Source organism: Campylobacter concisus, assembly GCF_002092855.1.
In the GTDB taxonomy this organism is placed as follows: domain Bacteria; phylum Campylobacterota; class Campylobacteria; order Campylobacterales; family Campylobacteraceae; genus Campylobacter_A; species Campylobacter_A concisus_AI.
In genome coordinates this window covers 617,733-631,322 of the sequence record NZ_LVLC01000001.1, presented here as the reverse complement: position 1 = coordinate 631,322, position 13,590 = coordinate 617,733, and the positions used below count along the sequence as shown (strand labels likewise).

Sequence of the window (13,590 nt, the reverse complement as noted above, 5' to 3'; positions counted from 1 at the left end):
GATAAAATAAGGAGAGTGGATGTTAGAAATAGATGTGCCATTGATGCTTTTAACGGCTGTCGTTTTCTTGGTATTGATCGCTATTTTGAATTCCTTGCTTTATAAGCCAATGCTCAAATTCATAGATGCCAGAAATGCCTCTATAAAAAATGATGAAGAGAGTACTAGTAAAAATGCAAGTGATCTAAGTGTTCATGAAAAAGAGATTGAAGAGATTATATTAAACGCAAGGACTGAGGCCAATAAAATAAGGCAAGAAGCCTTAAATTTGGCAAAAGAAGAGTCTTTAAAAGAAGTAAATGCTATAAAAACTAGTTTAGAGGCTGATTACAATGAATTTTTAAATGCTCTAAGCTCCCAGAAAGATAACTTAAAAGCAGATCTATCAGCTAAACTACCTGAACTTAGAGCGGCTTTAAATGCCAAGCTCTCTAAAATTTAAAGGAATTTTATGAAGATAAAAATTTTATTTTTTCTAGCACTTCCATTTTTAGCATACGCTAGCGAGCATGGTGGAACAAACTACGACATAGTCGAGAGAACGCTAAACTTCTTACTTTTCTTTGCTATTTTGGTATATTTTGCAGCTAAGCCACTAAAAGCTCTTTATCAAAGCAGAATTGACAGGATCGCAAATAAGCTTGAAAGTATCCAAGAGAAGCTACGCGATTCTAAAGCCAAAAAAGATGATGCTCTAAAACGTGTTGAGGAAGCTAAACAAAATGCAAATTCCCTAATCGAAACTGCTAAAAAAGAGGCTTTAAATTTAGCTGCTAAGGTTAAAAGCGACGCTCAAAATGATATAGCAAATCTTCAAAAGAGCTATAAAGAGCAAAAAGAATTTGAAGAGCGCAAGATGACAAAAGGCGTTGTAAATGAAATTTTGAGCGACATTTTCTCAAGCGATAGCCTAAAAGTCGATCAAAAAGAGCTTGTAAATATTATACTTAAAAAGGTTAGCTAATGAATGAAGTAGTAGCTAAAAAATACGTAAAAGCGATCTTAAGCGATGTAAAATCCAATGAACTTAATGCATTTGTTGAAAATTTATCAGAGCTAGCTGCTGCTTTTGCTAGCAATAAATTTAAAAGCATTATAAGTTTGCCTACTTTAAAGGCTTCACAAAAGGTTAATTTTGTACTATCTTTGGTTAAAAGTCAAGATGTCAAATTTGCAAATTTTATTAAGCTTCTTGGCGCAAATAAAAGACTGGAGCTTATCCCAGCGATCTTAAACGAGATGAAGATAGAGCAATCTTTGCTTGAAAATACATATCGTGGCGAGATTATTGGAAATTTTGACCTAAGCGCTGAGCAGCTGAAAGCTTTGGAAGAGAATTTCTCTAAGAAATTTGACTCTAAGATCAAGCTTAATGGCTCAAAGAGCGAATACAACGGTGTAAAAGTTGAGTTAGATGATTTAGGTGTTGAGGTAAATTTCTCTATCGACAGACTAAAAAGTCAAATGAGTGAATATATATTAAAAGCAATTTAAAAAGGAGTGAAAGCGTGAGTGCAAAAATTAAAGCTGACGAAATTAGCACGATAATCAAAGAGCGTATTGAAAATTTTGATTTAAGTGTTGATGTAGAAGAGACCGGTAAAGTCATCTCAGTCGCTGATGGCGTTGCTAACGTTTATGGTTTGAAAAACGTTATGGCTGGTGAGATGGTTGAGTTTGAAAGCGGCGAAAAAGGTATGGCTCTTAACCTTGAAGAGAGTAGTGTTGGTATAGTTATCCTTGGAAAAACTAGCGGTATCACAGAAGGAAGCTCTGTAAAAAGGCTTAAAAAACTTCTACGCGTTCCAGTTGGTGACGCATTAATTGGTCGTGTTGTAAATTCACTAGGTGAGCCAATCGACGCAAAAGGCCCAATTGACGCTACTGAATCTCGCTTTGTCGAAGAAAAAGCAAAAGGTATCATGGCAAGAAAAAGCGTTCATGAGCCACTTCAAACAGGTATCAAAGCGATCGACGCACTTGTGCCAATCGGTAGAGGTCAAAGAGAGCTAATTATCGGCGACCGCCAAACTGGTAAAACAACAGTTGCAATCGATACTATCATCAACCAAAAAGGTCAAGATGTCATTTGTATCTATGTAGCTATCGGTCAAAAACAATCAACCGTTGCTCAAGTCGTTAAAAAACTTGAAGAGTACGGCGCTATGGACTACACGATAGTTGTAAATGCTGGTGCTAGTGATGCAGCTGCTCTTCAATACCTTGCTCCTTATGCTGGTGTAACAATGGGTGAATACTTTAGAGATAACTCTCGCCACGCATTAATCATCTATGATGACTTATCAAAACATGCGGTTGCTTACCGTGAGATGTCTTTGATCTTAAGAAGACCACCAGGCCGTGAAGCTTATCCGGGCGACGTTTTCTATCTTCACTCAAGACTTCTAGAAAGAGCAAGTAAGCTAAATGACGCACTAGGTGCGGGATCTTTAACAGCTCTACCTATTATTGAGACTCAAGCAGGAGACGTTTCAGCTTATATTCCAACAAACGTTATTTCTATTACAGATGGTCAAATTTTCCTTGAGAGTGACCTATTTAACTCAGGTATCCGTCCAGCGATCAACGTTGGTCTTTCTGTTTCTCGTGTCGGTGGTGCAGCTCAGATCAAAGCTATCAAACAAGTTTCTGGTACACTAAGACTAGACCTTGCACAGTACCGCGAGCTACAAGCATTTGCTCAGTTTGCAAGTGACCTTGACGAGAGTTCGAGAAAACAACTAGAGCGTGGTCAGAAGATGGTTGAAGTACTAAAACAACCTCCATATTCTCCACTTCCAGTTGAGAATCAAGTAGTTATAATATTTGCTGGTGCTAAGGGTTATTTAGATGATGTTGCAACTGCAAATGTAACAAAATTTGAGGCTGAGCTATATCCATATATTGAGGCGAAATACCCTGAAATTTTTGAGCAAATCAGAACTAAAAAGGTTCTTGATAAAGAAGTAGAAGAAATTTTACATAAAGCGTTGAAAGATTTTAAAGCGACTTTTGCCGCTAACTAGGGCTAAGATATGTCAAATTTAAAAGATATAAAACGAAAGATTAAGAGCGTCCAGAACACTCAAAAGACGACGCGTGCGATGAAACTTGTCTCAACAGCAAAGCTTCGCAAAGCCGAAGAGGCTGCTCGCTACTCTAGAGTTTACGCACTTAAGATCAATGAGGTTTTATCGGAGATAGCTTATAAGATCAATCAATATGCTTCAGTTATGACTGAGAGTAAATTTTTTAATACAACAAAGAGTGTAGAAAAGGTTGATATTATATTTGTTACCGCTGATAAAGGGCTTTGCGGTGGCTTTAATGTCCAGACTATAAAGACAGTTAGGCGCATGATTGATAAGTTAAAAGCAAAAAAGATCAAAGTCAGACTAAGAGCTGTTGGTAAAAAAGGTATAGAATTTTTCAATTTCCAAGGCGTTGAACTACTCGAGACTTATGTCGGAGCTAGCTCTTCACCTACATATGAAAAAGCTCAAAAGATCATAAAAGATGCTATTGATGACTTTACAAACGGCATAACAGATAAGGTTGTGCTAATACACAATGGCTATAAAAATATGATTTCTCAAGAGATTAGAGTAAATGATATTGTGCCTATTGAGCCGTCTAAGATAGTTGCGGTTGAGACAAATTCTTTGATGGAATTTGAGCCAGAGGACAACTATACTAAGATTATGGATGAATTGCTCAATAAATATTTTGAGTATAGTATGTATTATGCTTTAGTTGACTCTTTGGCAGCTGAGCACAGCGCTAGAATGCAAGCTATGGATAATGCAACAAACAATGCTAAACAACGCGTCAAACAGTTAAATCTTGCTTACAATAAAGCAAGACAAGAGTCTATTACCACTGAGCTTATCGAGATCATCAGTGGTGTTGAATCAATGAAATAAAAGGAGTATGAATGAAGGGTGTTATTAGTCAAGTTATGGGCCCTGTGGTCGATGTTGACTTTAATGACTACTTGCCAAAGATCAATGAAGCTATCGAAGTTTTCTTTGAGGTTGAGGGCAAGAAACATAAACTAATATTAGAAGTTGCTGCTCACCTAGGCGATAATAGAGTCAGAACGATCGCTATGGATATGAGTGAGGGCTTGACTCGTGGCTTAGAGGCTAAAGCACTTGGTGCACCTATTAGTGTGCCAGTTGGTGAAAAAGTTCTAGGTAGAATTTTTAACGTAGTTGGTGATTTGATCGACGAGGGCGAGGGTATAAATTTTGATAAGCATTGGTCTATCCACCGCGATCCTCCTCCATTTGAAGAGCAAAGTACGAAAAGTGAAATTTTTGAAACTGGTATCAAGGTAGTTGACCTTCTAGCTCCTTACGCAAAGGGTGGTAAAGTAGGCCTATTTGGTGGTGCTGGAGTTGGTAAAACGGTTATTATTATGGAGCTTATCCACAACGTTGCGTTTAAACACAGCGGTTACTCTGTATTTGCAGGCGTTGGTGAGAGAACTCGTGAAGGAAACGACCTTTATCATGAAATGAAAGAAAGTAATGTTTTGGATAAAGTTGCCTTGTGCTATGGTCAAATGAATGAGCCACCAGGAGCAAGAAACCGTATCGCACTAACTGGTCTTACAATGGCTGAGTACTTCCGTGATGAGATGGGACTTGACGTTTTGATGTTTATCGATAACATCTTCCGTTTCTCTCAATCAGGTGCAGAAATGTCAGCTCTACTTGGACGTATCCCATCAGCTGTTGGTTATCAGCCAACTCTTGCAAGTGAGATGGGTAAATTCCAAGAGAGAATCACATCAACTAAAAAAGGTTCAATCACATCTGTTCAAGCTGTTTACGTTCCTGCGGACGACCTTACGGATCCAGCTCCTGCTACTGTTTTTGCTCACCTTGATGCTACGACAGTTCTTAACAGATCGATCGCAGAGAAAGGTATCTATCCAGCTGTTGATCCGCTTGATTCTACTTCAAGAATGCTCGATCCTCAAATTTTAGGAGCAGATCACTATAAGGTAGCTCGCGGCGTTCAAGCTGTTCTCCAAAAATATAAAGATCTTCAAGATATCATCGCTATCCTTGGTATGGACGAGCTTAGCGAAGAAGATAAGTTAACAGTTGATAGAGCAAGAAAGATCGAGAGATTTTTATCTCAGCCATTCTTTGTTGCTGAAGTATTTACAGGTAGCCCTGGTAAATATGTAAGTCTTGACGAAAATATAGCTGGCTTTAAGGGAATTTTAGAGGGTAAATATGATCACTTACCAGAAGCAGCATTTTATATGGTTGGAAATATAGATGAGGCTTTAGCTAAAGCTGAGAAACTTAAGGCTTAAATTTAAAAAGGAAGCGTAATGGATAAATTACATTTAGAGATCGTAACTCCTCAAGGTCAGATATTTAATGATGACGTGAGCAGTGTAGTGCTTCCAGGTAGCGAGGGTGAGTTTGGTGTTTTGCCAAACCATGCCTCATTAATATCTCTTTTAAAAGCAGGTATTATAGATATAGAACATAAAAATAAAAAACATGATGTTGTTGCAATTAACTGGGGCTATGCAAAGATTGACGAAGGCAAGGTAGTAATACTTGCTGACGGTGCGATTTATGTCTCTGGCGATAGTGAAAGTGAGCTTGCAAATTCATTGGAAGCTGCTAGAAATTTGATAGAGAGCATGAGTAGTGATACAAATGCTTTTGCAGCAACTATATCTAAAATGGAAAATGTAGTGAGAGCTAGATAAGTGGGCGGTATAGATTTATTTTTAAATTACATTCAAAGAAGTAGTTTTATTACAATTATTGTTTTAACTTGGCTGTCAATATATTTTATAGTTAGTTTTACAATTCTTTTTTCAAGAATGGCTGGTATTGGAGCTTGGCAAAAACGTGAGCAAAATGCACTTGAAGCACTGCTTATGGGTGCTAAAAATATTCCAAATGATTCGTCTTTGAGAAAATGTGCAAATGGAAGAATCTCAAGAGAAAAGCTAAATGTATGTATAAGCATAGCCGAGAAAAATGCTACAAGTGGACTAACGTGGCTAAGTGTAATAGCATCTACTTCGCCTTTTATCGGTCTTTTTGGAACCGTTGTTTCTATTTTAGAGACATTTTCACAGCTTGGAAATGGCGGAGGTTCATCACTTGGTATTATCGCTCCAGCTATTTCAGAGGCACTTGTTGCAACTGGTTGCGGAATTTTTGTTGCCATCCCAGCATATACATTTAACTTACTCATAAAAAGAAAAGCTTATGAATTAATGAGTGTTATTGAGCGTCAGGCTGATGTAATGATAGCACTTAAAAAAGATGATGAGATACTATAAATGGCCGTTAAATTTACCGATGAGACACCAGAGCTAAATATAACTCCTCTTGTTGATATTATGCTTGTTTTACTAGCCATTTTGATGGTTACTATGCCAACCATAACATATCAAGAGGATATTACTCTTCCGGATGGTTCAAAGGCAAAAACTTCAACATCTAAGCAAAAAGACCTTATAGTATCTATAAATTCGCAAGGACAAGTTAGAGTTGATCAGAGTACTATGAGCCTTGCTGAGTTTCCTGATAATATCGCATTAATGAGTACAAAATACGATAAAACCTCGCCTATCTATATAAAAGCTGACAAAAATTTAAAATACGATGATGTTATGTTTGTATTAAAGACTTTGAAAGGTGCTGGTTTTAATAAAGTAGCTTTAGAGACAAACGGTTAAAATGTCAAATAAAGTTAAATTTCCAACGCTTAGTTCGTTTCTTGTAGCGTTTTGTATTTACGTTACTATTATACTTATTTTATTTATAAAGCTTACATTTTTTGTAGAACCTCCTAAAAAATATACTGATGATAAAGATGCTATTATGGATGTGGTTATGGTTGATAGAGAAGTTGATCAAACCATTAAAGCTCCAAAACAAGCAGATGAAGTAGTTAAAGAGACAAAGCCTGAACCTAAAAAAGAATCTGAAGAAGATAAGCAAGAGACTACAAATAAGCCTGTTGTACCAGATGAACCATTACCTACGCCAAGCTTACCAATTCCTCCAAAAGAGGAACCAAAACCTGAGCCTAAAAAACCAGAACCAAAACCAGAAATTTTAAAACCAAGTGAAGAACCCAAAGAAGATGTTAAGCCAGAGCCAAAACCTGAGCCTAAGCCTACACCAAAGCCAGTTGAAAAGCCAAAACCAAAAGAGCCAAATATAAAAGACCTCTTTAGTGACATAGATCCTACGAAACTTAAAAAAGATGATGGTATAAAAAAGGCTGAAAATAAAGTGCAAAGCCGTAAAAAAAGCGAAGCTTCTAGTTCAAAAGCCGCAAAAGAAGCTAGTGATATAATAAAGAGTTTAAAGATAGATCAAAATCCAACTGCTCCAAAATCACAATCTACCGGTACTTACGATCCACTAATGGGTGCGATAACAAAACAAATTCAAAGAAGATGGCAAAGCTATAAGGCTGATTCTGCAAATTTGGCTAAAGTTAAAGTTATGATAGATCAAAGCGGAAATTTTAGCTATGAAATTTTAGAGCTATCATATAATGAAGAATTTAACGCAAAAGTAAGAGAGTGCTTAGAAAAACTTACAACGGAGAAATTTCCATTCAATCCAGACAAAAGCACTACTTTTAATTTAAATTTAGAAGATAAAATAAACTAAAATTTATAAAATTATGGAGTAGAGATGAAGAAAATTTTTCTTTTTTTATGTGTTGCTCTAGGGCTTTATGCTGCTGATGCAACCATATCTGTTGTAAATCAAGGTATTGCCTTGCCAAAGATAGCTTTGCAAGATGCAACAACTGCTGTTAGCGATGCGGGTTTTAAAGATAAATTCTTTAAAATCATGCTAGGAGATCTAAAGGTTAGTTCTGATTTTGAAGTAATCGAAGATCATGTGCCTTCTACCTATGAAGGAGATGCGACTACTAATACAATGAGTGATAAAGGCGTCGAGCTTATCTTTAGATATGCTCTTGAAGGCTCTATGGGCTCACCTCTTACTTTGAGAGTAAAACTGATAAACGCTAAGACAGCAACTACAAGATATGAGAAGGTTTACACTATGCCAGATGGCGCAAAGTATCCGTTTTTGGCGCATAAAAGTATAGTTGAGCTTACCAACGAGCTAAATTTACCACCAGTTGGCTGGATGGAAAAATTTATTATTCTTTCAAAATATACTTCAGCTCGCCAAAGCTCTATCATAGTTGCTGATTATACACTTACATATCAAAAGACCATAGTAAGTGGTGGTCTAAACATTTTCCCAAAATGGGCAGGAGCCGATCAAAGTAAATTTTACTATACATCTTATGTGAATAATAAGCCAACTTTATTTAGATATGATCTAAATTCTGGCACAAAAACAAAGATAATTGATAGCATTGGCATGCTTATAGCCTCAGATGTTAGTAAAGATGGAAGTAAAATTTTATTAACCATGGCACCAAAAGATCAGCCAGATATTTTTATCTATAATACAAATAGTAAAAGTTTGACGCAGATTACCAATTATCCAGGTATAGATGTAAATGGAAATTTTGTAGATAATGATAGTAAGATAGTTTTTGTATCAGATAGGCTTGGTTATCCCAACGTTTTTGCAACTCCTGCGATTTCTGGCGGAAGCGTTGAACAAATGGTATTTCATGGTAAAAATAATAACTCTGTAAGTACATTTGAAAATTATGTTGTTTATTCAAGCAGGGAAGCAAGCGGTAGTTTTAATATATATCTAATTTCAACTCAAACGGATTTTATACGCCAGCTTACAGCAAATGGCAAAAATAACTATCCAAGATTCTCAAGCGATGGGCAAAGTGTCGTCTTTATAAAAGAGCTTGGTGGTCAAAGTTCACTAGGCGTTGTTAGGCTAAATGAAAACAGAAGTTTTCAGTTTCCTTTAAAAGTAGGAAAAATTCAATCTATAGATTGGTAAGATTCTGATAAAATTTAAAATTTTTGTGATATAATTCGACCAAATTTCTAAAAAAGGATAAGGAATGAAAAAAGTAGTTCTAGCAAGTGTTGCAGTTGCAACTTTATTGTTGAGCGGTTGTAGCTCAAAAAACCCTGAAGTTGATATGAATTCAAATTCAAATCAATCTGCAGACAATTCAGGTAGCATGAGCGATGCTGATAGATTAGCAGCTCTTATTGCTAACATCGAGAGTCAAGTTAAAAGTGTATACTTTGACTTTGATAAATTTAATATCAAAGCTGATCAACAAGGCGTTGTTAGCTCAAATGCATCAGTATTTAACCAAGCTGACGCTCAAGCTCTTTCTATAAAAGTAGAAGGTAACTGCGATGAGTGGGGTACAGATGAGTATAACTATGCTCTTGGTTTAAAACGTGCTAAAAGCGCTAAAGATGCTCTTGTAAGAAATGGCGTTAGTGCTGATAGAATCGCTGTAGTTAGCTTTGGTGAAAGCAATCCAGTTTGCACAGATAAAACAAAAGCTTGCGATGCTCAAAATAGACGTGCAGATTTCAAAGTACTTCCATAATTTATAATTAAATAATAATGAACAAAAAATTAATTATAGTGGCTCTGATTGGAGCCGCTATCTCTATTACCTCCGGTCAAGAGATTTCAGCTTTTGATGCAGGCAATATGGATAGTGCTAATCCATACGGTCTAACTGACAATGAAAAAGTTACCTTAAATAATAAGCGAAGTGTTCAAAATATCGAAGAGAATATGAATAGTGTTTTAGAACAACTTCAAGGTTTGCAAAGCTTGTTTGAAAGCATGAGTGCTAGAATGAATAAGCTTGAGCAAAGAATAAATGATATAGAGACGAAGGTAAATGGTGGCATAAGTGATTCTGATGTAAGTTTGACATCATTGAAGGCTTATGTTGATGAAACTAGAGATATACAAGACAAAAACTACAAAAATATTACTGCTGCCTTAAATAAATTAGGTGCAATAATGGATAAAAATGCTGCCCAACCAAAGCAAAATACAAATCCAAAACAACAAAGTAAGCCAACTTCAAATTTTAGTGGAAAAAGCGATAAAGATATTTTGGCTGATGGCATTAAACTTTTAAATTCTGGCAATAGCACAGAAGCAGCTGGATATTTTGAATATTTAAATAAAAAAGGCTATAAAACTGGTGCAACAAATTATTATTTAGGTGAAGTTGCTTACAGTCAAAAATCATACAGCACAGCTATACAATACTACAAAAAAAGCATACAGAACGAAGATAAGGCTGACTATACACCAAAACTTCTATATCACACAGCTATAAGCTTTGATAAGATAGGTGATACGCAAAGTGCAAATAGATTTTATAAGGCTCTAAAAGTCGGCTATCCAGATAGCAAAGAAGCCAAAGCCTCTCCCAATAGAAACTAAATTTTAATCTTTTTTAGATATAATCCCACATTAATCAAAAAACCAAATCTAAGGAGATTATTGTGAGTAAAGATCAAGTTATAACTATGTTTTACGAACTAAAAGATGCCAACACTGGTGAAATTCTAGAGTCAAACATGCAAGAAGGTGGACAAATTTCATTTATAACAGGGCATGGTCATATTATAGAAAAGCTTGAGGAAGAAGTAAGCAAGTTAAAATCAGGTGAAAGAGCAACTATAAGCGTAAAGGCAGCAGAAGGTTGTGGTGAATATAATAACGAAGCCATTCAGTCGTTACCAAAAGAGCAGTTTGCTGGTATAGATTTACATGAAGGAATGGAACTTTTTGGTCAAAATGAGGATGGCTCAAGCGTTCGTGTTATTGTTAAAGAGATCAAAGATGACGAAGTAACAGTTGATTTTAATCACCCATATGCTGGTAAAGATTTACTATTTAATGTTGAAGTTTTAGAAGTTAGAGATGCGACAGAAGATGAAAAAGCAACAGGTATGGTAGCTGGGGCTCATACTTGTGGTTGCGGTGGTCACGATCATGAGCATGAACATGAGTGCTGCGGTGGTCATGGACACGGGCATGGACACGGACACGAGGATGGTGGTTGCGGTTGCGGTGGACACGGACATCACCATCACTAAGAAGCTAAAATGAAAAAATTTGCTTTTGTTTTTGCGGGCCAAGGCTCGCAAAGTATTGGTATGGGAAAAGACTTTTACGAAAATTTTTCTACTGCTAAGTTACTTTTAAATGATGCTTGTAATGACACTGGCATTGATTACAAAGAGCTTTTATTTACACAAAACGATAAGTTAGATAAAACAGAATTTACTCAGCCAGCTATCGTTTTAAACTCGCTAATGACTTATTTGGCTTTTTCAAATTTTATTAAAGAAAAACCAGAATTTAGTCTTGGGCACTCACTTGGAGAATTTACTGCTCTTGCAGTTAGTGGAGCATTTAATTTTATTGATGCGATTAGGCTTGTAAATTTACGTGGTAAATTTATGCAAGAAGCCTGCGTTGGCAAAGATGCCGGCATGATGGTAATTCTTGGACTTAGTGATGAAGTAGTTGAAGAAATTTGTAAAAAAGCAAGAGAAGAAGGTTTACAAATTTATGCTGCAAACTACAACTGCGATGGACAAATCGTTATCGCTGGCGTAAGAGCTGATCTTGCTAGCTATGAAGCAAAATTTAAAGAAGCTGGTGCAAAAAGAGCAATGCTTTTAAATATGTCAGTAGCAAGCCATTGTCCGATACTTGAGCCAGCTAGTGTTAGGTTGGCAAGCGAGCTTGAGAGTACTTTAACTACCAATTTTTCTCCAGTTGTCTCAAATGTAAATGCTAAAATTTATACCGATAAAAGTGAAGCGCTAGTCCTGCTAAAAGAGCAGCTAATAAAACCAGTTTGCTATAAACAGAGCATTAAAAACTATGAAAATAATGTTGATTGTTTTATCGAGCTTGGTGCTGCGACGTTAAAGGGCATCAATAAAAAAATTACCGAAAAGCCAACTTATAGTATTACGGATATGGCAAGTCTTGAAGAAGTTGTGAAAATTTTGGAGGAGAGATGATAGCGATACTTGGAGCTATGCAAGAGGAGATAACACCGATCCTTGAAATGGTTGGTGAATATAAAACTGTTCAATATGCAAATAATAAATTTTACTTAGCAAACTATAAAGAAAAAGAGCTAGTCATTGCCTATTCAAAGATAGGTAAAGTAAATGCAGCCATAACGGCAACTTTAATGATAGAAAAATTTAAGGCCTCAAAGTTGCTCTTTACTGGCGTAGCTGGCTCGCTTGATGAGAGTTTAAAAATAGGCGATATGCTTTATGCTACTAGCTTAGTGCAACATGATCTTGATATTACGGCTTTTGGCCATCCTTATGGCTATGTGCCAGGCACAAGTATCTTTGTCAAAAGCGATGAAGGGCTAAATGAACTGGCAAAAAAGATAGCTGATAAAAAAGATATGAGCTTAAGTGCTGGTATTATTGCGACTGGAGATCAGTTCATCTGCGATAATGAAAAGAAAAATTGGATAAAAAAGATATTTAATGCGAGCGCTACCGAGATGGAAGGTGCTAGCGTTGCACTAGTTTGCGAAACACTTGGTGTGCCATTTTTTATACTAAGAGCTATCAGCGATGGAGCTGGTGATGCAGCAGAGTTTGACTTTGATAATTTTTTGCAAGATTCAGCAAATGTTAGTGCAAAATTTATACTTGAAATGGTAGAAAGCTTATGATAGAGCTTAGTAAAAGGCTTCTTAGGCAAGTTGGTCAGACAAATGCTAGATACAAAATGATAGAGGGTGGAGATAAGATATTGCTTGGCCTTAGTGGCGGTAAGGATAGCCTCGCACTCGCTCACGTACTAAAGCATATTCAAAACGTTACACCTGAGAAATTTGAGTTTAAAGCAGTAACACTAAGCTACGGCATGGGTGAGGACTACGCTTATCTTACGAAGCATTGCAATGAGCACGGAATAGAGCATGAAGTGATAGATAGCTCAATCTTTGAAATTTCAAAAGAGAAAATCCGTAAGAATTCCAGTTTTTGTAGTTTCTTTTCTCGTATGAGAAGAGGTTATCTTTATACTTACGCCTTAAAACATGGTTTTAATAAACTTGCGATTGCTCATCATTTAGACGATGCAGCGGAGAGCTTTTTTATGAATTTTACCTATAATGGTGCACTAAGGACGCTTGCTCCAAAATATACTGCAAAAAATGGAATCACGGTTATTAGGCCATTTATCTTCGTTCGCGAGAGACAGCTTCGCGAAAATGCTATCAAAAATGAATTAAGAGTCATTGGCGATGAAGCATGCCCTGCAATGAGATTTGACGTAAAGATGCCGCATGCTAGATATGAAACTAAACAGCTTCTAGCGACTTTAGAAAAAGAAAATCCAAAACTTTTTACTTCGCTAAAAGCAGCATTTGAAAATATTCATACTGATACTTTTTTTGCTCTCAATAGCAGTAGTGAAGAGTAAAATTTTACTTGCTTCTTGAGACTAATCTCAAAAAGCAGGTTATAAATATTTCTATTTTAATTAGCTCGTATCAAAATAAATAAAAAAATGTATGAATAGATGAAATTCTTGTACTTGTGCATGAATCAAAAGTGTCATATACAACAAATACAAAAGCATTTAGTACAAAAAC

At 36.2% G+C, this 13,590-nt stretch carries 17 protein-coding genes; all 17 read left to right on the top strand.

Annotated elements, in window-relative coordinates; all coding sequences use genetic code 11:
• Window positions 1-19: 19 nt before the first annotated feature.
• The 17 genes from A3223_RS03220 (at window position 20) to A3223_RS03140 (ending at window position 13,418) form a co-directional block, all read left to right on the top strand.
• Window positions 20-442 carry a FoF1 ATP synthase subunit B' gene (locus A3223_RS03220; protein ID WP_084108822.1) on the top strand — a complete coding sequence of 141 codons (423 nt, stop codon included), beginning with the start codon at window positions 20-22 and terminating at the stop codon, window positions 440-442.
• 9 nt (window positions 443-451) lie between these two features.
• Window positions 452-964 carry a F0F1 ATP synthase subunit B gene (locus A3223_RS03215; protein WP_084108819.1) on the top strand — a complete coding sequence of 171 codons (513 nt, stop codon included), beginning with the start codon at window positions 452-454 and terminating at the stop codon, window positions 962-964.
• Window positions 964-1,494, top strand: a complete 531-nt coding sequence (locus A3223_RS03210) for a F0F1 ATP synthase subunit delta (protein ID WP_084108816.1) — start codon at window positions 964-966, stop codon at window positions 1,492-1,494. Before A3223_RS03215 ends, A3223_RS03210 begins: the two co-directional genes overlap by 1 nt.
• A gap of 14 nt (window positions 1,495-1,508) precedes the next feature.
• Window positions 1,509-3,026: a F0F1 ATP synthase subunit alpha gene (atpA, locus tag A3223_RS03205; RefSeq protein ID WP_084108813.1), complete on the top strand. Its 1,518-nt coding sequence runs from the start codon at window positions 1,509-1,511 to the stop codon at window positions 3,024-3,026.
• Between the two features lie 9 nt (window positions 3,027-3,035).
• A complete protein-coding gene (atpG, locus tag A3223_RS03200) occupies window positions 3,036-3,923 on the top strand; it encodes an ATP synthase F1 subunit gamma (RefSeq protein WP_084108811.1) in 888 nt (295 codons plus the stop codon).
• Between the two features lie 11 nt (window positions 3,924-3,934).
• Entirely contained in the window at window positions 3,935-5,332 is a 1,398-nt protein-coding gene (gene atpD / locus A3223_RS03195; protein WP_002939420.1) for a F0F1 ATP synthase subunit beta, read from the top strand.
• A gap of 18 nt (window positions 5,333-5,350) precedes the next feature.
• Window positions 5,351-5,740: an ATP synthase F1 subunit epsilon gene (atpC, locus tag A3223_RS03190; RefSeq protein ID WP_084108809.1), complete on the top strand. Its 390-nt coding sequence runs from the start codon at window positions 5,351-5,353 to the stop codon at window positions 5,738-5,740.
• Entirely contained in the window at window positions 5,741-6,325 is a 585-nt protein-coding gene (locus tag A3223_RS03185; RefSeq protein ID WP_051288435.1) for a MotA/TolQ/ExbB proton channel family protein, read from the top strand.
• Window positions 6,326-6,724 (top strand): biopolymer transporter ExbD, encoded by a 399-nt coding sequence (locus A3223_RS03180; protein ID WP_021090535.1) that lies wholly within the window; start codon window positions 6,326-6,328, stop codon window positions 6,722-6,724.
• A gap of 1 nt (window position 6,725) precedes the next feature.
• Window positions 6,726-7,673: a TonB C-terminal domain-containing protein gene (locus A3223_RS03175; RefSeq protein ID WP_084108806.1), complete on the top strand. Its 948-nt coding sequence runs from the start codon at window positions 6,726-6,728 to the stop codon at window positions 7,671-7,673.
• Window positions 7,674-7,697: 24 nt separating this feature from the next.
• Window positions 7,698-8,954, top strand: coding sequence for a Tol-Pal system protein TolB (gene tolB, locus A3223_RS03170; protein ID WP_084108803.1), 1,257 nt, complete (start codon window positions 7,698-7,700; stop codon window positions 8,952-8,954).
• 64 nt (window positions 8,955-9,018) lie between these two features.
• A complete protein-coding gene (locus A3223_RS03165) occupies window positions 9,019-9,525 on the top strand; it encodes an OmpA family protein (RefSeq protein ID WP_021090913.1) in 507 nt (168 codons plus the stop codon).
• Between the two features lie 107 nt (window positions 9,526-9,632).
• Window positions 9,633-10,385, top strand: a complete 753-nt coding sequence (locus A3223_RS03160; RefSeq protein ID WP_257639232.1) for a tetratricopeptide repeat protein — start codon at window positions 9,633-9,635, stop codon at window positions 10,383-10,385.
• A gap of 56 nt (window positions 10,386-10,441) precedes the next feature.
• Window positions 10,442-11,044 (top strand): FKBP-type peptidyl-prolyl cis-trans isomerase, encoded by a 603-nt coding sequence (locus A3223_RS03155; RefSeq protein ID WP_223154487.1) that lies wholly within the window; start codon window positions 10,442-10,444, stop codon window positions 11,042-11,044.
• Between the two features lie 9 nt (window positions 11,045-11,053).
• The gene (gene fabD / locus A3223_RS03150; RefSeq protein ID WP_084108797.1) at window positions 11,054-11,983 is read left to right on the top strand and encodes an ACP S-malonyltransferase; all 930 of its coding nucleotides are present in this window, start codon (window positions 11,054-11,056) and stop codon (window positions 11,981-11,983) included.
• The gene (locus A3223_RS03145; RefSeq protein ID WP_084108794.1) at window positions 11,980-12,663 is read left to right on the top strand and encodes a 5'-methylthioadenosine/adenosylhomocysteine nucleosidase; all 684 of its coding nucleotides are present in this window, start codon (window positions 11,980-11,982) and stop codon (window positions 12,661-12,663) included. The genes fabD and A3223_RS03145 overlap by 4 nt, the downstream gene beginning before the upstream one ends.
• On the top strand, window positions 12,660-13,418 hold the full coding sequence (locus A3223_RS03140; RefSeq protein WP_021090654.1) for a tRNA 2-thiocytidine biosynthesis TtcA family protein: 759 nt from the start codon (window positions 12,660-12,662) through the stop codon (window positions 13,416-13,418). Before A3223_RS03145 ends, A3223_RS03140 begins: the two co-directional genes overlap by 4 nt.
• Window positions 13,419-13,590 lie beyond the last annotated feature (172 nt).